This window comes from Shewanella sp. MF05960, assembly GCF_050849305.1.
Classification (GTDB): domain Bacteria; phylum Pseudomonadota; class Gammaproteobacteria; order Enterobacterales; family Shewanellaceae; genus Shewanella.
The window spans coordinates 101,431-119,656 of the sequence record NZ_JBOZPS010000014.1; the positions used below are offsets into that span (position 1 = coordinate 101,431).

An 18,226-nucleotide genomic window follows, 5' to 3' on the forward strand; every position below is an offset into this window, starting at 1 on the left:
CTTTTTTCGCCATGTATCAAAGTGTGGCGAGCAAACGCGAGAATATAACATGACCGAACACGTACAAGATGAAAACAAACTGATTGCAGAGCGTCGCGCTAAACTCGATCACATCCGTACTAGCTGCCCTGCAAATGCTCATCCTAATACATGGCAACGTAGCCATAAAGCGGCTGAATTACAGGCGCAATATGGTGAACAAACTAAAGAAGACCTTGAAACGTTAGGTTTTCAAACCAGCATTGCTGGTCGTATTATGGCTAAGCGTGGTCCATTTTTAGTGATTCAAGACGTGTCTGGTCGTATTCAAGCGTATGCTGGCAAGCCAGTACAAGGCGACTTAAAAGAACGTTATCAAGGTTTAGATATCGGTGACATCATTGGTGTTAAAGGTCAGCTGCACTTATCTGGCAAAGGCGACTTGTACGTCAACATGGAAGAGTATCAGTTGCTGACTAAAGCGCTGCGTCCATTGCCTGAAAAATTCCACGGTTTAACCGACCAAGAAACGCGTTATCGTCAGCGTTACGTTGATTTGATCGTTAACGAAGACTCACGTAATGCCTTTATCATGCGCTCTAAAGTGGTTGCTGCCATCCGTAACTTTATGGTCAAAAAAGAGTTCATGGAAGTTGAAACCCCAATGATGCACGTTATTCCTGGTGGTGCATCTGCACGTCCATTTGTCACGCATCACAACGCATTAGACATGGCAATGTACTTACGTATCGCGCCAGAGCTATACCTTAAGCGTTTAGTTGTAGGTGGTTTTGAGCGTGTGTTCGAAATTAACCGTAACTTCCGTAACGAAGGTTTGTCGCCACGTCATAACCCAGAATTCACCATGATGGAATTCTATATGGCTTATGCTGATTACAAAGACTTGATGGACTTAACCGAAGAAATGCTAGGCTCAATTGCTCAAGAATTATTGGGCAGCACTAGCATGCCTTATGGTGAAGAGACCGTTGAGTTTGGTGGCGCTTATGCTCGTTTAAGCATGTTAGAAGCGATTCAAAAGTACAATCCAGACAACGCGACAATTCAGGCAATGACCTACGAGCAAGTTAAAGACGTAGAGTTTATGCGTGATTTAGCCAAGAGCCTGGGCATCAAGTTAGAAAAATTCTGGACTTGTGGTCAGCTACTAGAAGAAATCTTTGGTGAAACAGCAGAACCTAAGTTAATGCAACCTACGTTCATTACCGGTTACCCAGCTGATATTTCGCCTCTAGCACGTCGTAACGACAACAATGATTTCATTACCGACCGTTTTGAGTTCTTTATCGGTGGCCGTGAAGTGGCTAACGGCTTTAGCGAGCTTAACGATGCAGAAGATCAAGACAACCGCTTTAAAGCGCAGGTTGATGCCAAAGATGCGGGCGATGACGAAGCGATGTTCTACGATGCAGATTACATTACTGCACTTGAGCACGGCTTACCGCCAACAGCAGGCCAGGGTATTGGTATCGACCGTTTAGTGATGTTATTCACTAACACTCATACTATCCGTGACGTGATTTTATTCCCAGCGATGCGCCCACAAGCGTAATTGCCTTGTTGGCTCTTCGTTGAGTTAGCGCTAATCGTTGATGAATTGAGTTTATCGCCGATTAAAAAAACAAAACCAGCCTGCGGGCTGGTTTTTTGTTTTAGTGAATCTCTCTAACCCTTTAATTAAAAACGGGCGTTGACCATTTGGAAGGTTTTGTAACCGCCAGTGAGGTTACGCACCTTAAAGCCGTGTTGAGTGAGCATGCGATAAGCAACATGTCCACGTAAACCAACCTGGCATAATACCAGTAACTCTTTGTCTTTAGGGAGCTCGTTGAGTCGGTCACGCAGCTGTGGTAGTGGCATATTAATCGCGCCGTCAATGGCGCCCGCAGTGGTAAGCTCGCCTGGGTTGCGCACATCGACAATGACTTGCCCGGCGTTAACTGCGCTTATATCGTGCGAGTGGCAAATCTGCTCATCACCTAATAATACGTTAGCGGCCACCATACCCGCCTGGTTTACCACATCGCGCGCCGAGCCAAATGGTGGTGCGTAGGTGAGCTCAAGGTCGGCCAGGTCGTATACCGTCATGCCAGCACGTTGTGCCACCGCTAATACGTCAATCCGCTTATCGACACCATCAAGTCCTGCCGCTTGAGCGCCTAAAATAGCGCCACTGTCTGGGCTAAATAATAACTTTAGCGTAATAGGATGCGCGCCTGGGTAATAACTTGCGTGGCTGGCGGTATGCACATAAATTTTCTCAAATGGAATGGCTTGTTTACGTAAGCTTTTTTCATTGAGACCGGTAGATGCAATGGCCATATCAAATAGCTTACAAATCGCAGTGCCTTGAGTGGCGCGATATTTTATATTACCACCTAACATGTTATCGGCCGCCAAACGCCCTTGTCGGTTAGCGGGGCCAGCAAGTGGGATTAATGTTGGGTTTCCAGTGACAAAATCAGCAGTTTCTATGGCATCGCCTACGGCATAAATATCAGCATCTGAGGTGCGCATTTCATCATCAACCTCAATACCGCCAAGCTTACCCAATGAAAGGCCGCATGCCGTTGCCAAACTTGTTTCTGGTTTAACACCAATCGCCAAAATCACTAAATCTGTGGCTAATGTTGTGTTATCACTCAGCGTTAATTGCAAATGAAAGTGTGGCGATGCAGGTTTATCGTAATCATCTGTGTTGTCTGCGTCTGCTAGTGGAATAGGGCATTCAGTTACGGCGGCCAATCCGGTTTTTAAACGTAAATCAACATCATTATCAACCAGTTTTTGGTGCAGCATATTGGCCATTTCAAGGTCAACAGGCCCCATAACCTGGTCGGCAAGCTCAAGCAAACTGACCTCTAAGCCTAAATGACGCAACGCTTCGACCATTTCTAAACCAATAAATCCACCACCCACAACCGTGGCATGTTTTGGCTTGTGTAACATTAAGGTGGCGAGAACCTTATCCATATCGGGAATATTACGCAGGCTATGCACAAAGTGGCTATCAATGCCTGGTAGTGGCGGTTTAATCGGTGAAGCGCCAGGGCTTAGTAATAATTTATCATAAGATTCTAGGTAGGTTTCATTGTTTACAAGATTGCGTATGGTCAGTTGTTTAGCCTGGCGATCGATCGCGATCACTTCGTTTAATACTCGCACCTCAACATTAAAACGTGATTTAAAGCTTTCGGGTGTTTGCAGTAATAACGCATCTCTTGATTCTATCTCGCCACTAATATGGTAAGGCAGGCCGCAATTGGCAAACGACACAAACTCGCCTCTTTCTAACATAATGATTTCAGCAGTTTCAGATACTCGTCTTGCTCTTGCGGCTGCCGATGCGCCGCCGGCAACACCACCAATTATGACAATCTTAGTCATGCTTATCTCCAATAAAGTTAAGTCATTAAACCTATTTGTAGATGTGCAATAGGTTTACGGAATAGGTTCTAGGTAATCGATTCGTTTAAATGTGCTTTTTGACATTCAAAACACTGGCCATACATATTGAGGCTGTGGTGATGAATGCTCATACCATGATGCTCAGCCGCTAAGCTTAAACGCAGTTCAATTAACGGGTCGACAAAATCAATGACCTTGCCGCAAGTGAGGCAAATTAAATGATCATGGCGTGGTTTATTGCTGAGCTCGTAAATCGTTTTTTCAGATTCAAGCAAACGACGAGTCACAAGTCCTGCTTGCTCAAAATCAGACATCATCCGATAAACACTGGTGAGTCCAATGCTCTCGCCTTGTGCATTAATGCCTTGAAAGATGCTTTCAACGGTTAAATGCTGCTCATCAACCTGGTTGATAAATTCGAGTAGTTTACATCTTTGGCTGGTTACTTTGAGGCCCGAGTCTTTTAATACTGCTTGCATTAGCCCTACCTATTCACGCCGAACCGTGTTTACTTTGCTGCTGATTTAGCTGATGTTTTTTGTCATCAATGCTTTACCATTAATTAAACTATCAACCACCTTGAACCTTGCTGCTTTCACTAAATTGGCCAGTGTTTGGCGAGAGACTGCCATTGATTTAGCCGCCTCTTGCTGCTGCATACCGAGCAAATCAACTAAGCGTAATGCTTCCATTTCATCCTCAGCCAGAGGTACCTGTTCCAACTGTGTCATTGGAATACCATTAGGCTTGAAACAAATATTGGCAGCTTGGCCGCATATTGTTCTGGGTATTTTGGGTCTCGCCATAATGCACCTCGTTATTGGCATATGCTATTTATACTGGGTTTGATGAAGACTTGCAAGCGTTGTTGAGTATCGATTAGCGATACACAAGCAGAACTTTGAACTAGGGCATATTTTGTCTATATACGATATTGCCGCCATACTTAAAGGGTACCGCAACACTCGTAAGCGTAATCCTACGCGGGTATTTTATCTGTAGAATGGCTCAATGCCCAGCAAGGTTTGGTGCTGCGATACTTGGCTCAATAGCCTAAAGCAATGACACATGTTCTAGCAATAATACGACAATACTTCATTGTGCTGAGCTTTAGTGAATTGAGCTGGGATTATAGAGATGTTACTGCCGTTTATTGTGTGCTAAGCCGCTATGTTGACGATGGTTATTATTCGGTTTTGTTAGCGATTCCAGATTCACTATTCGGTGAATCACACCGTGGCTAACCTATTAAAAATAGTTAGTTTAAGGCACAATAGCCGCATTTAATGCTGTAGCCCAAAGGAACTCACATGACGCAAATAACCCTAACGACGCCAGACGATTGGCACCTTCATTTTCGTGATGGCGACATGCTGCGTGAAACCGTACCCGCTACAGCAAGATTATTTAAACGTGCGATTGTAATGCCCAACTTAGTGCCGCCAGTGACTAATGCCGACATGATTGTGGCTTATCGTGAACGCATTTTAGCTGCGCGCCCACAAGGCTGTGACTTTGAGCCGCTGATGACGCTATTTTTAACCAACAACACCAGCGCCCAAGATATTATCGACGCTAAAGCTGCTGGTGTGGTTGCAGCTAAGTTATACCCTGCAGGCGCGACCACTAACTCTGATACAGCGGTAAAAGCCTTAGATGCGCTATTTCCAATATTTGAGGTGATGGCAGAGCAAGGTATGTTGTTGTTAGTGCACGGTGAAGTGACCGAGTCACATATCGATATTTTTGATCGCGAAAAGCTGTTTATTGACCGCTATTTATCACGCATTGTTGAAGCCATTCCTCAGCTTAAAGTGGTGTTTGAACATATCACCACCAAAGAAGCTGCCGAGTTTGTTGCGGGCGCATCAGCTAATGTAGCCGCCACCATTACACCGCAGCATTTATTGCTAAATCGTAATGATTTATTAGTCGGCGGTGTGCGTCCACATAACTTTTGTTTGCCAGTATTAAAGCGCAATATCCACCAACAAGCACTGCAAGCTGTTGTGGCGACTGGTTCAAGTAAGTTCTTTTTAGGCACAGATTCTGCCCCGCATGAAAAACACCGTAAAGAGTCCGCGTGTGGGTGTGCTGGCTGTTACAGTGCCTGGAGCGCGTTAGAGTTATATGCTCAAGTGTTTGATAACTTGAATGCACTCGATAAACTCGAAGGCTTTGCCAGTTTCCATGGCGCAGACTTTTATGGTTTACCGCGCAACACAGGTACTGTGACATTAGTGAAACAAGAGTGGACAGTACCTGAAGAAATTATTTTGCCAAACGGTAACCCTATTGTGCCATTTTTTGCTGGCCAAACTGTGAATTGGAAAGTGAAAAACGCTTAGCTATCTGGCAGTAAGCAAATAAAAATGCCTGTGGTATTAATGGTCATCCATTTAATAGCACGGGCATTTTTTATGGCAATATTATTGTGTTTAGCATCGCCGTCAAAACAGAGTTTAAAGGGATTGCATACTTGCTTGTGTTTCGAGTAGAGCTTCAAATTCAGCTTGCGGTAAAGGCTTACTGAATAAATAGCCCTGACCATAATCGCATTTCAATGCATTGAGTAATTGATATTGCTCCTCAGTTTCAATGCCTTCAGCCACCACACATAAATTAAGTCCATGGCCCATTGCGATTGCCGCGCCCACCAATTCTAAATCACCTGGATCGACGGTAATGTCATTAATAAAGCTCTTATCCACTTTTAATGTATCAAATGGGTAGCTGCGTAAATAACTTAATGATGAGTAGCCTGTACCAAAATCATCCATAGAGATACTGACACCAATATCGCTTATGGCAGATAAATTATTATCAATAATCTGATCACCACTGAGTAATACCCCTTCGGTGATCTCTAACTCAACGCTATTAGGTTGAATGTCATATTGGGCTAATAAGGCTTTAAGCAAATAGACAAATTTGTGTTCTCTAAATTGCTTTGGTGACACATTAATGGCAATTTTAAATTGGCGATTAAAGTAAGTTTGCCAATGATAAGCCGCAGAAAAAGCGGTTTCTAAAACGTATTGGCCAATAGGGACAATTAACCCTGTTTGCTCCGCGATAGGAATAAACTCATCGGGAGTGACATGGCCAAGCTCTGGGTTATGCCAGCGTAGTAACGCTTCAGCACCAATGATTTTACGGGTTTTAATCTCCACTAAGGGTTGGAAGTGTACCGACAGCTCATGGTTTTTTAAGGCGCCACGAAGTTGCTCTTCTACCCTTAGTCGGCGATGCATGTCCTGATTCATTTGTTGAGTAAAAAAGGTATAAGTATTGCGGCCCAGATCTTTAGAATGATACATCGCAGAGTCGGCTTGCCTCAGTAACTCTTTAGCGTCCAAGCTGTCATTAGGGTAAAGCGCAATACCAATACTAATCGTTGATACCAGTTCACGATTTTCAAGCTTAAAAGGCGTGTCAAATTGTTGCAGTAACTTATTGGCTGTCACTTCAACATCAAGCTGATCATTAATGTTATTTAAAATAATGATAAATTCATCACCGCCTAAACGGCCCACTACATCGTTTTCTCGGATCGTGTCTTGCAGCCGAGTTGCGGCTAACACCAAGAGATCGTCGCCAACAGAGTGCCCTAAAGTATCATTCACTTTTTTAAAGTCGTCTAAATCTAAAAAGAGTATTGCCACTTGTTTTTTCGCTCGGTGAGCTTCTTTAATCATTTGTGCCAGCCTATCAAGTGACAGTAAACGATTAGGCAATCCAGTTAAACTATCGTAATGCGCTTGATGAAGGATTTTTTCTTCTTGCTGTTTATAATGTGTAACATCTTGTTTTAATGCTAAATAATGTTTTATTACACCATTAATATCAAAAATTGGAGCAATATGAGCTTGTTCCCAAAATATCTCCCCGTTTTTCTTTCTATTTTGCAGTTCGCCTTGCCACGATTTTCCAGTAACAATAACCTCCCATAACTCTTTGTACTGTGATCTTGGGGTTAACCCCGACTTTAAGATACTGGTTTGTTGACCAATCACTTCGTCGGCACAATATCCTGATATTTTTTCAAAAGCGCTGTTTACGTATTCTATTTTGCTATTGGTATCGGTTAACACCATCGATATTGGACTTTGCTCAATAGCTTGTGACAATGTTAATGCTTGAGCTTCAGCTTTTTTCTGGGCACTTAAATCGATGTCGAGACAGTACATTTCAATTTCATTTTCTGTGTTGTTAATTAATGCATGAGACGAATACACCTGCACATTACTGCCGTCAGATCGCATGAGTACTAACTCTTCTGCCGGAATGGGTAAGCCCTCGTTTATCCAGGCATTTACATTGTCGATAACATGTTGGCGATACGGCGCAGGAATAATAAGGTCTTCAAGCTTACTTCCCAGAGCTTGTTCTTTGCTGTAGCCGTAAAGGTTTTCACTGGCTTGATTCCAGAAAATCACCTCACGATTTTTGTTATATCCTTGAACCGATATTGCAGGGATCCGTTCAAAGATATGTCTAAACTTCGATTCACTGAGTAAGAGTTTCTTTTCTGCCTCAATGCGCTCTGAAATATCTTTAACAAAGCAAAAAAACATGCCGTTATCACCGTCCCAATAACTGACCGTTACTTCTACATGGTAAAGGTGACCTTGTTTATGTTTGTGTAATGACGTGTAATTAAAACGCTGATCGCGTTTTGCGCGGTCAAGGTTATGCGTTGAAAATTGGCGTTTATCATCGGTTTCAATTTGATTAACTGACAGGCTAATTAACTCATCTGTAGTGTAACCCGTCATATTGGCAAAGCTTTGATTCACTTCAATAATGCTGCCGTCTAGTGACGCAATAACAAAACCATCTTGGGCGGTGCTAATAATATTATGGTAAGTGGACTCACTGCGCTGTAGTTGCTCTTCGATATGTCTTTTTTCTGCTACATCCTGGCTTACTCCAACAATCCCTAAAATATCACCATCGACATTGGTAAATGGTGTCTTTTGAGTGCGGTAAATGTGTTCAATACCATTGGCTGCGACAATCTTGTCTTCGCAAACCATGGTCGCTCTTTGTGTTAATGCTTGAGTGTCATCGTGAATAAACTTGTTGGCTTGTTGCGCGCTAAAAAATTCATGGTCGGTGCGGCCCTTGATTTGATCTAATGTCAGGGTCATTTCGTTGGCAAAGGCTTTATTACAGCCTAAATATTTACCGTCAGTCGATTTATAAAAAATGAGATCGGGTATGCCATCAATAATATTTTGCAGGAGGTTTTTTTCGGTTTCGAGTAACTGTTGATGGCGCAATAACTCTTGTGCGAGTTTTTTGCTGTCAATGCGATGTTTAAGCAACAACCCTAATAAAAATGAGAGAGCGGTAAAGACCGAAAGCAATGTTAGGCTAATGGTCGAAAGAATCTTGTATCTATCGTCAATGGGCATCAATAGCAAACAAGCAATCACCACAAGTTCAACGATGAAGCTCATCGCGAGAATATTTTTCCAGTTAAGGTGATTGTGGGATTTTTTTAACCAATATCGCCAACTTAACCCCACTAGCGCGCTGGTGAAAATGATCAAACTACCAATGTAAACGCCATCACCACCCAGGTAAACTCTGAAGCTTGTAGCGAGCAATACTGCGACAAATGTAGGAATAAAACCAAAAAATAAACCGCTTAAACTGAGTAGTATCCAGCGTGCATCAAAAAACACCCCTGGGCGCAGCTCCCAAGGATTACTCATAACGCTTATGGCGATGATGCCAATAAAAATACCGCTTAATATTGACTTGTAGCGGATGGAAGCAATGTTTTGTAATCTAACCGCGTCGAAGATCACGACGAGTGCTAGCAATAAGACTGCGTTATTCAATAAGCTAAAAAAACTATCCATTTATACCCCGCAAGTAAAAGGGAGTGTCATCCATTACGCTTTACATCGCCAATACTTGGGCGATCAAACAGGGTTATCGTTATCGTATCAATATGTTGCCCTTTATCATCATATTGGCGACATCGCTGTTTGCACATTTAACACTATCTATTGAGTTTAGTCGTAAATTGATTTTTAACATAAAATCAGACATTAAATTTATCGATATAAAGGCAGCATTCTTTGTCGTTAATCTACACGCTAGCATGCAACATTATAGATGGCTAAACAATGGCGGATATTGTTTTAATTAATGTGAAATAACGCATAGGTATTTTATTTTGATATTATTTCTATGGCGGTTTAAATAATTAATACAGTGAGATAAACGTAATACTCACAATCAACAAGCAAAACTAGCGATAAAATCTGTAAGAAAATCGCTAACGCTGGGGTCTTTTAAATCAATACAACTTGCTTGATGGCCAAGCAATACATTAAAAGGACAACCCCATGAAATTATTATCAACCAAGACGAGCGCAATTAAGTCTATCGTCACCCCCGCTATTATCAGCTTGAGTTTACTATTTGGATTTCAGGTACAGGCATCAAGTTTAACCGTGCCAGATTCGCTCATTGTAGAAACCGTTAACGGCGAAAATGTAAGCTTTGACAGCACCATCGGCCTTAAGCGCGGCCAACAGTTGGTAGAGATAAATTACCGTGATTTGTTTCAAGACAATGCGGATGACTCAGGTTACTGGGTTCGCTCAAAGCCACTTTATCTCACGTTAAATGTGGCTAAAAACCAGCGCTACGAAATCATCACTCCGACAATTTACAGCGCCGAAGATGCACGCGAGTTTTTAGATAATCCACAAGTTAAATTAACGGTAAACGGGCAGCATCATGATAACGTTGAGCTACTCACTCAAGCACAATTATTGACTCAACTGATGCTTAAGTAGGGGTATTGTTAACTCCGCAATAAGTTTATTGTGCTTCCACATGGCCATTACTCCCACTAAAAGCCCAGGCCCTAAAATAGGAATAGAAATAAAAAGGTAGCCTAGGCTACCTTTTGTTTTTGCATCATAAGCGTAAATGGTATAACCAATGACTCACCAAATAGCTCATGTTGTGAATGATTACTTACTGTCTGAACGAATGACCAGTTCAACCCGGCGGTTTTGTTTCTGGCCCGCTTCATCAAGGTTATTGGCAATAGGCGAGTACTCACCAACCCCTTTGGCTTCCACTTGCTGTGCAGAAATAGAGAACTGTTTAATCAAACGGGTTTTAATTGCTGTAGCACGTTTTTCTGACAAGGTTTGGTTATACGCTTGCGAACCTTGGTCGTCTGAATGTCCTACCACATAAAAAAGCTGTTTAGGGTGCGTTTGAAGGTATTGAGCGACCACTTCTACAATCGGATAAGCCTCAGGCAGTAGTTCATCGCTATCATACTTAAACAGTAAACCGTCTAGTGCCACATGGCCGCTTTTAGCAATCTCGTCGGTTAAGCCCTGCAAATCAATTCCGACTCGATTATTATTTAATGTGGTTTCTTCAATGATTCGGATTTCAGCAGATAATCGCCCTGAAAACCCAATGACGTATACCATAGCGTAAACGTCACCTTCAGCTCTTTCTAGCTTATAGAGTCTATAAAATTGGTTTTCTTCGCGACCAATTGCTGAATGTAATGCTATCTTAGTTTCTAATGTATCTTCGTCTCCGCATGCTTTCCCTAAACAGGTATAAACTTCAGTAAAACCAAGTTTGGTTAATGCGTTATGATAGTTTGCATCAATCTCAAATTCTGAGTAAGTACGTGGCAATATGTATACAATATCGGTAACTTTCCCTTCCAGTTCCAACGTTTTGTAGTTATCTCCAGCAAGTACTAAGGTTTGGTTAAAGCCATGAGTGATATATTCCTGTATGTAAGCTCCTGGGACTCTGCTTAGCATCGGGTGATCAACTGAGCTTTTAGTATCTTTATCGCTATTGTCTTTAACCGTTATTTCACTCACAGCCTGAGATAAATAATCTTGATTTGTCGTCACCAAATCTAATGGTTCATCGATGATTTCTATAATATCCAATTCTACATTGGTCGCATTCTGCCAGCCAGCCGCATATATCGATATGTAAACTTGTTTTTTAGGCAGGGTAATATGTGCTGTTATTAGTGATGGAGAACTACTGGAAATATTTGTCAAAGGCGATATAAATGAAGATAGTTTACGTTCATGACCGCAAGTGGCTTGCTCACATTCAAAAATAATCTCAGCATTGAGCGCGTTAAGCTGTTTTTTGTAGTTATTGATTAAATGAGCAGAGGTATAAGATGGCGGTAGCTCATAGTTGGTTCTAGTCAGTTTGCCTTTCACTTCTTTCGATTGAATATTTTGATCGTCGATTGCCGTGATCAATTGCACCGGTGTGAAGTGTCTAAGTTCACTCTTTGTATCTTTTACCTCTTTGGGCTCAGAAAATAATTCTTGTGTTGTCGCAGAAAACGCATTCATTGCTGGCATCATCGCCATGATGACGGCTAATGATATAAGTGCGGGTTTTAACATTTTAACTCCCTGTTGTGTATGTGGGTTGTGAATAAAATAATAACTACAAAATACCGCATTAAATGTTCGTGTTCAAAAAAATGATATAAAATATAGAAAATTTATTATCAGAATTAACCGATTATATTCATTAAGTTACTATCTTGATTACATTAAATTGTATTACTGTGCACTATCCTAGGAAAAGTGAAATCACACAATAGTACATTACAAAGTATGTATTGTTGTTCTGCGGTAATACTTGGTGATAATTGATTTGTTTTTTTTATGTGAAATAATTTAAGAACTGTAATTAAACTTTCAGTAAATGAATAACTTTAACATTGAATAACTTTAACATTGGAGGTTCGAGGGTGAACAAATTGAAGCAAAAAGGTCAAGGTATGACCGAATACATAATTATTGTAGCGCTAATTGCTGTTTCAGCGATCGGTGTATACAGCTTTTTTGGCCAAACAATCCGTAACCAAGTTGCAGGTTTATCGGCTGAAATGTCAGGTCAGGAGTCTACTGCTCAAATTGGTGCAGCTAAGGCTTCTGCGGTTACTGCAACTACAGTAGCGGCTAAAAAGTATAATTTAGGCAATTATGATGAAGCTGCAAACAAAAGTGCTAAATAATTAACTATTAACCTACTTAATTATATTCAATTAGGTAGGTTACCTTATTATCAAAAGGATCCTGATATGAAAAAAAGTCAATTAGGTCAAGGTATGACCGAGTACATCATTATTGTGGCATTAATTGCTGTTTCGGCGATTGGTGTATACAGTTTTTTTGGACAAACCATTCGTAATCAAGTTGCTGGTCTTTCGGCCGAAATGTCAGGACAAGATTCGAGTTCACAAATTACTGCAGCACAAACCGCCGCAGGAGCTGCCAGTACCACCGCTAATAAAAAGTATAATTTAGGTAATTATAATGAAGGTGCAAATTCGGCTGCGGGAGGAAGTACTTCAGGCGGTGGAAGTACTGGTGGCGGAACGGTTGTAGATTAACGCCTTATCACAACTCATGGATGAACTAACGAATGGAAAGTAATACAGGATTTTTAAAGCAAAAAGGTCAATCTTTAGTCCTTTCTTTGATATTAATGTCTTTTGCTGCAATGACAGTGTTGTACAGCTATAACACTGCTCAATTAAATATAAAGTCAACAAAACTACAGCATACAGCTGATAACGCAGCTTATAGTATAGCAACCATCGCAGTGAGAGATTTTAATTTTAAAGCGTACACAAATAGAGCTTCTGTTGCCAATCAAGTTGCGGTAGCCCAAATGGTTGGGTTGTCTTCATGGTTTAATATGGCAGAACGCTTTTCTGAAAATGCATGTGATGTTCTTTGTTGGGTTCCTTATCTTGGGCAGGTTATTGGTGCTATAAGAAGCAGTGTTGGTTATGCAAATCAAGTAGTACAACCATTTACAGAAATAATGATTACTGCTGAAAATACAATATTAGGTATTCTTCGTTTCTCTCAAAATGCAATTCATTTTGCAAGTGCAAGCGCTTCATTTATTACAGCAACTAAAATCGTGCATGCAAACGATGAGAAAGCTGAATTAAGTTTTGCGCAAAACCCTCAGCTTATCGAAAATATACACAATGTTTGGTTTACCTTTCAAAAGGAACACAATCGAAATCTTCAAAACAGAAGTAATACGCAGTTTATTGACTTTAAAACTGTAATTTTGAAATCAAGAGATCCCTTTAGTACAACCCGTAGATATAAATTGAATTTTCCTTGGACTTTTACTTTCTGGCCTATGAAACGAAGGTGGAAAACAGAGAAAGCCGGTGGTAGTGAACTTATTTCTAATCAAAATGAGGCGGAATCTTGGACATCAATGGATACGCTAAGTTTTGACTTATCAAAATGGAGTTGTGGTTGGTCTGGGTGTGGTTGGCGTGGTTATAAAGAAACTCCTTTAGGCTGGGGGGCTACTCGTTCAGATGACAGAGCAGATATAACTCGGCTAGGAAGTCAATCCCTTTGGGGGCAAAGTCGAGCTGTAAATAAAACAGCGTCAAAATACGCAGCGAATAATCAGCAGACATCAGGAGTTTATAGTGGTGTCCAACCTTTTTATGGTTTATCAAATTCAGCAGTTAAAAAGAATCATACAGATAATATCGTCGTTGTTGTTTCAAAAGAACAGAAAGATGCAAGGACAACAAGCTCTGTTGATTTAGCGGGAAAAAATATAGACCCAGCAACAGCAGAAAAAATGTTAGGTGATAGATTAAATTCTATATCTGCATCACAGGCCTATTACTCTAGACCAACTGATTTATGGTCTCGAGCAGATGGTAAGCATGAATATGGAAATTTATATAATCCATTTTGGCAAGCTCGATTAACAGACACCACGAATTTAGAGCGAACGATGGCCTTAGCATTAACGAGGTTGCTCTAATGGGTGCTGTTGAACAGAAAGGACAAGCATTGGTTGAAGGCGCAATTGCACTTACTTTTGTCATTATTCCTTTATTAATTCTACTGCCTTACATGTCTAAAATGACAGAGGTACAGCATCGAGTATCAGAGGCTGCACAGTATACTTCTTGGGAACGAACAGTGTGGAAGAATAGTCGTCCTAGTTTGTTGCCAAATAATAGCTCTCATCATTCGGCAATTATGCCAGAAAATGATATTGCAATGCGTATTCCTTGGCGATTTTATCAAAAAAATGGACTCTTAATTAGTAGTGAAAATCGAAATGAATGGGATTGGGACGAGAACATTCACCCATTACTCAAATCTCAAACTACACGAAACTCATCAAATGACAATTTATTATCCTTAACGGATGAGAACATTACTGACGGTGAGTTTTCTCGATTTGAACGAACAGAGCGAAGTGGTAAAACACCAGGAAGTATAGGGAGTACGATAGATTATGCGGTTGGATTATTATCTTTTACAGGATTAAATTTAGACAGAACGCCATATTACGAAACAGACGTTAGCATTAAATTACAAAATCACTATTTAGAGCCTTTTGATCAATTAAATCTAAGTTTTAAAGGCAACAGTGCATTAATGGCTTCTGGGTGGAATGCGGGTGGAATTGATCATGCTGAGAAAAGAGTCAAAAAGTTGGTGTTAACGACGGTGTTAGATAATGGTCTTGTACGTCTAGTTCAAAGAATTGGCGGCTTTATTCCATTTGGTAAAGAGCTTAGGACTAATTCTTTAAAATTTGGTCATGTTGCTCCAGAGATATTACCGGAAAATAGGTTATGTCGTTATGGTACTGAAAACTGTGGTGGTTAAATTATGAACAAGTTATTCATTCTCCTTCTATTATGTATACCTTCTATATGCTTCAGTGTTGAATGGCCTGATATCGAGTTTCCAGAAGATGCGGTTGTAGAGATAGTTGCCGAAGACATTAAAATGTATGGATATCCAACTAAAACTTGGATTGTCAAAGATAATGCGAGCCAAATGTTAACCGCAGCATTTTTTAAAAAGCAATGGAAGAGTAAAAGCGATAAGTTTGATGAGCAAAAATTAGGCAGTGATTATGTCATTAATAGCCTGCAAGAGCCTTTTTTACTGACAGCTCGAATTAAGAAAGAATATGATGGTGTGACTGTTTTAGTTGGCATAACACAAAATATTGAAGCAAGTTCCAATAATATTAGCGCTGATCAATTTCCATCACCACTTAACTCGAATATAATTTCTGATATTAAGTCGAAAGATTTATTTAAAAACGGTAGAACAGTCATTTTACAAAACAAAAGGAGCATTTCAGAAAATTATCATTATTATCGAAGATATTTCCAACGACTTGGTTGGAGCGAAAATACTGGCATTCTAGATGTTAATTCAGGAAAAGCGGTTTTGATGATGAGTAATGGAGCTAATACGGTTGATATCAGTTTTAACAAAAAAAGTGAGAATGTAAATATAGTGTTCAACCAAGTCATGGATGGAATATGAAATGACAGGATATACATATAATAAAGGACAATCGAGTGTTGAATATTTAATCGTATGTGCAGCATTAGTCGCTGCATTATTTACACCATTAGAAAATGATAAGAGTGTAATCAATACTTGTGCAGAATCATTAAAAGAATGGTATAGCGCATTTGCATACAATAAATCAATGTCAACATTACCAGATTACAACTAGGGATAGTAAATGCGATTTAAATCTATAGATTTCAACTGGATATTACTGATTATAGCTATTGTGCTAGGCGGTGTTTCAGCTTGGGCAACCAAGAATTATTTTATCACTAAAGAACAGCAAATTAGAGATGAGCTTTCGAGTGATAATATCGTAATGGCGGACGTAGTTGTTGCAACCCAAGAATTACGAAAAGGTGATGTAGTATCACAAGATAATATGTCGGTAAGAACAGTCCGAGCAGATATTTTACCTTTAGACGCTGTTCATCCCTCACAGTTCGATTTAGTCATCGGGCAGATGTTATTGGCACCTATGAGTGCGGGAAGACCGCTTATATCGACATATTTACCTGGTATGCACGCAAAACAATTCTCTGATTTACTTAAAGATGGTGAGCGTGCAATCACAATCAATATAGATGAAATTAACTCGACCGCGGGCATGTTAGTGCCTGCTGATCACATCGACTTATTGTTAGCTTTTAAAGATGAAAAAGATGAACAAGAAACTGAAACATTACAATTGTTAATTGAAAATGTCGTAGTGCTAGCAGCCGGGCGCAGAAGTTTAGATATTAATCCTGAGTTAGTTGAGACTATTTATGACAATCCGAATGCTTACAATACTGTAACACTGGCGTTATCGGTAGAAGATGCTGCGAGAGTTTCTTTAGCTAGAAACAAAGGCAAATTTGTAACCTTACTACGTAATCAAGAAGAGGTAGCGCCTTTAGAGTTTGTTTCTTTAAAAGAAAGCCAAATATTTAATGTTGTTAATAACCAAACTGCCGAAAACAATGTCGAAATGATTATCGGCGGCAGTGGCATAAAAACAACGACCCAAAGTTATCCGCTTCCTAAAGAAATGCTTGAGCAGTTAAATCAATATAAGAATAATTTATCACTATGAAATCATTAAATATAATTTTTGTTTTTTTTATTTGTATTTTTACATCATCGGTAGCTTTAGCTCACAACAATACTCCATTTAAATTATATGTAGGTGCAGTAGAGCTGTATAAAGCCAAAAACATTGAGCGAATAGTGGTTGGTAACGGTAGTGTAATTAGTACAAAGGTTATTGATAATAATGGTCTTATTATCATAGGTGAATCTGCAGGTGAAACCGATTTGCAAATATGGCAAAAAACGGGTCATGTCATCAAGTTGAGCGTGACCGTCACCCCAGACAACTCACTCAAAACGTCAGCGACAATTAAGAGAATGTTAGCCGCTTTTCCTGCATTACAAGTGACAGAAAATGATGGTTTGATCATTGTTCAAGGTGAGGCAGACTTAATCCAAAAAGAACAATTAGAGAAAATATTTGAGGCTAGTCCTAATATTGTGTCATTAGTTCAGTACACAAAATATGCAAAAGCTATTGCACCGATGGTTAGAATGCAGGTCAAGATAGTTGAATTTAATAAATCGACACTAAATAACATTGGTATTAAGTGGGATTCAGTTATGGCTGGTCCGGCATACGGTGCTGCAAAAGCTTTTACCGCCAACCCCATTTTTAGTGTTGCATCTTCAGGTCAGTTTGTTGACCAAATATCAAGTGCAGTGACAGACAGTATTGGTGTACTCGATAACCGTGGATGGAGTTATTTTGGTGTAGTGACGGGTATAAGCTCTCAAATTCAGTTATTGGCTCAAAAAGGTGATGCTAGAATGCTTGCAGAGCCGAATCTTACGACTCGCAGTGGTGAAACTGCTTCGTTTTTAGCGGGAGGAGAATTTCCAATACAGAGTGTGAGTGGGCTTGGCGCAGTAGATGTTGAGTTTAAAGAGTACGGTATTAAGCTAGATATAGAACCGGTTGTTGATGAAAATCAAAATATTGTTAGTCGAGTAATGGCAGAGGTTAGCTCAATTGATCCCTCTGTTTCCATCGGTGACATCCCAGGATTGTTAACGCGTAAAACTGAATCTGTCATTAATGTCAAAAATAATGAAACTATCGTTATTTCAGGTCTAGTCAATAGTGAGATGTCAAAATCGGTCAGTAAATTTCCCTTTTTAGGTGACATTCCTATTTTAGGTGAATTGTTCAAATCTAGAGACTTTAGAGAAAAGAAAAGTGAGCTGGTTATTTTTGTTACCCCGACGATTGTGTATCCAGGCGAAGAAAGTCATGACGCACAATTAGCCCGAGGGTTAGAGCTCATTGATGAGTCTCCTAAACTTGAAGCGTTTTATATCTTAGATTAAAAAGGATTTAC

16 protein-coding genes are annotated in these 18,226 nt (G+C 40.2%); 11 read left to right on the plus strand and 5 right to left on the minus strand.

The features are described from left to right. Positions 1-49: 49 nt before the first annotated feature. A complete protein-coding gene (gene lysS, locus ACROAE_RS14595; RefSeq protein WP_432402994.1) occupies positions 50-1,552 on the plus strand; it encodes a lysine--tRNA ligase in 1,503 nt (500 codons plus the stop codon). A gap of 125 nt (positions 1,553-1,677) precedes the next feature. Here the strand turns inward: lysS and ACROAE_RS14600 are convergent, their stop codons facing one another. The 3 genes from ACROAE_RS14600 to ACROAE_RS14610 form a co-directional block, all read right to left on the minus strand. Next, a complete protein-coding gene (locus ACROAE_RS14600) occupies positions 1,678-3,387 on the minus strand; it encodes an FAD-dependent oxidoreductase (RefSeq protein WP_432402996.1) in 1,710 nt (569 codons plus the stop codon). 68 nt (positions 3,388-3,455) lie between these two features. Then, on the minus strand, positions 3,456-3,887 hold the full coding sequence (locus ACROAE_RS14605) for a transcriptional repressor (RefSeq protein WP_432402998.1): 432 nt from the start codon (positions 3,885-3,887) through the stop codon (positions 3,456-3,458). 45 nt (positions 3,888-3,932) lie between these two features. Continuing rightward, the gene (locus ACROAE_RS14610; RefSeq protein ID WP_432403000.1) at positions 3,933-4,214 is read right to left on the minus strand and encodes a DUF134 domain-containing protein; all 282 of its coding nucleotides are present in this window, start codon (positions 4,212-4,214) and stop codon (positions 3,933-3,935) included. Between the two features lie 504 nt (positions 4,215-4,718). Here ACROAE_RS14610 and pyrC point away from each other — a divergent pair. After that, a complete protein-coding gene (gene pyrC, locus ACROAE_RS14615; protein ID WP_432403002.1) occupies positions 4,719-5,756 on the plus strand; it encodes a dihydroorotase in 1,038 nt (345 codons plus the stop codon). A 114-nt stretch (positions 5,757-5,870) separates the two neighbouring features. Here the strand turns inward: pyrC and ACROAE_RS14620 are convergent, their stop codons facing one another. Continuing rightward, positions 5,871-9,281, minus strand: a complete 3,411-nt coding sequence (locus ACROAE_RS14620) for an EAL domain-containing protein (RefSeq protein ID WP_432403004.1) — start codon at positions 9,279-9,281, stop codon at positions 5,871-5,873. A gap of 492 nt (positions 9,282-9,773) precedes the next feature. On the opposite strand from ACROAE_RS14620, the gene ACROAE_RS14625 reads away from it, so the two are divergent. Further along, positions 9,774-10,229, plus strand: coding sequence for a DUF2057 family protein (locus ACROAE_RS14625; protein WP_432403006.1), 456 nt, complete (start codon positions 9,774-9,776; stop codon positions 10,227-10,229). 180 nt (positions 10,230-10,409) lie between these two features. Here the strand turns inward: ACROAE_RS14625 and ACROAE_RS14630 are convergent, their stop codons facing one another. After that, on the minus strand, positions 10,410-11,849 hold the full coding sequence (locus tag ACROAE_RS14630) for an OmpA family protein (RefSeq protein WP_432403008.1): 1,440 nt from the start codon (positions 11,847-11,849) through the stop codon (positions 10,410-10,412). A 383-nt stretch (positions 11,850-12,232) separates the two neighbouring features. Between ACROAE_RS14630 and ACROAE_RS14635 the strand changes: the two genes are divergently transcribed. The 8 genes from ACROAE_RS14635 to ACROAE_RS14670 all read left to right on the plus strand — a co-directional run bounded on the left by ACROAE_RS14635 (position 12,233) and on the right by ACROAE_RS14670 (position 18,215). After that, positions 12,233-12,469, plus strand: a complete 237-nt coding sequence (locus ACROAE_RS14635) for a pilus assembly protein (protein WP_124729699.1) — start codon at positions 12,233-12,235, stop codon at positions 12,467-12,469. Between the two features lie 66 nt (positions 12,470-12,535). Beyond that, positions 12,536-12,847 (plus strand): Flp family type IVb pilin, encoded by a 312-nt coding sequence (locus tag ACROAE_RS14640; RefSeq protein ID WP_124729700.1) that lies wholly within the window; start codon positions 12,536-12,538, stop codon positions 12,845-12,847. Between the two features lie 32 nt (positions 12,848-12,879). Further along, positions 12,880-14,268: a hypothetical protein gene (locus ACROAE_RS14645; RefSeq protein ID WP_432403010.1), complete on the plus strand. Its 1,389-nt coding sequence runs from the start codon at positions 12,880-12,882 to the stop codon at positions 14,266-14,268. Further along, entirely contained in the window at positions 14,268-15,128 is an 861-nt protein-coding gene (locus tag ACROAE_RS14650) for a hypothetical protein (protein ID WP_432403012.1), read from the plus strand. The genes ACROAE_RS14645 and ACROAE_RS14650 overlap by 1 nt, the downstream gene beginning before the upstream one ends. A 3-nt stretch (positions 15,129-15,131) precedes the next feature. Continuing rightward, entirely contained in the window at positions 15,132-15,803 is a 672-nt protein-coding gene (locus ACROAE_RS14655) for a hypothetical protein (RefSeq protein ID WP_432403014.1), read from the plus strand. A 1-nt stretch (position 15,804) separates the two neighbouring features. Next, positions 15,805-15,999, plus strand: a complete 195-nt coding sequence (locus tag ACROAE_RS14660; protein ID WP_124729704.1) for a class III signal peptide-containing protein — start codon at positions 15,805-15,807, stop codon at positions 15,997-15,999. 9 nt (positions 16,000-16,008) lie between these two features. Continuing rightward, positions 16,009-16,908 (plus strand): Flp pilus assembly protein CpaB, encoded by a 900-nt coding sequence (gene cpaB, locus ACROAE_RS14665; protein WP_124729705.1) that lies wholly within the window; start codon positions 16,009-16,011, stop codon positions 16,906-16,908. Further along, on the plus strand, positions 16,905-18,215 hold the full coding sequence (locus ACROAE_RS14670) for a type II and III secretion system protein family protein (RefSeq protein WP_432403017.1): 1,311 nt from the start codon (positions 16,905-16,907) through the stop codon (positions 18,213-18,215). Before cpaB ends, ACROAE_RS14670 begins: the two co-directional genes overlap by 4 nt. Positions 18,216-18,226 lie beyond the last annotated feature (11 nt).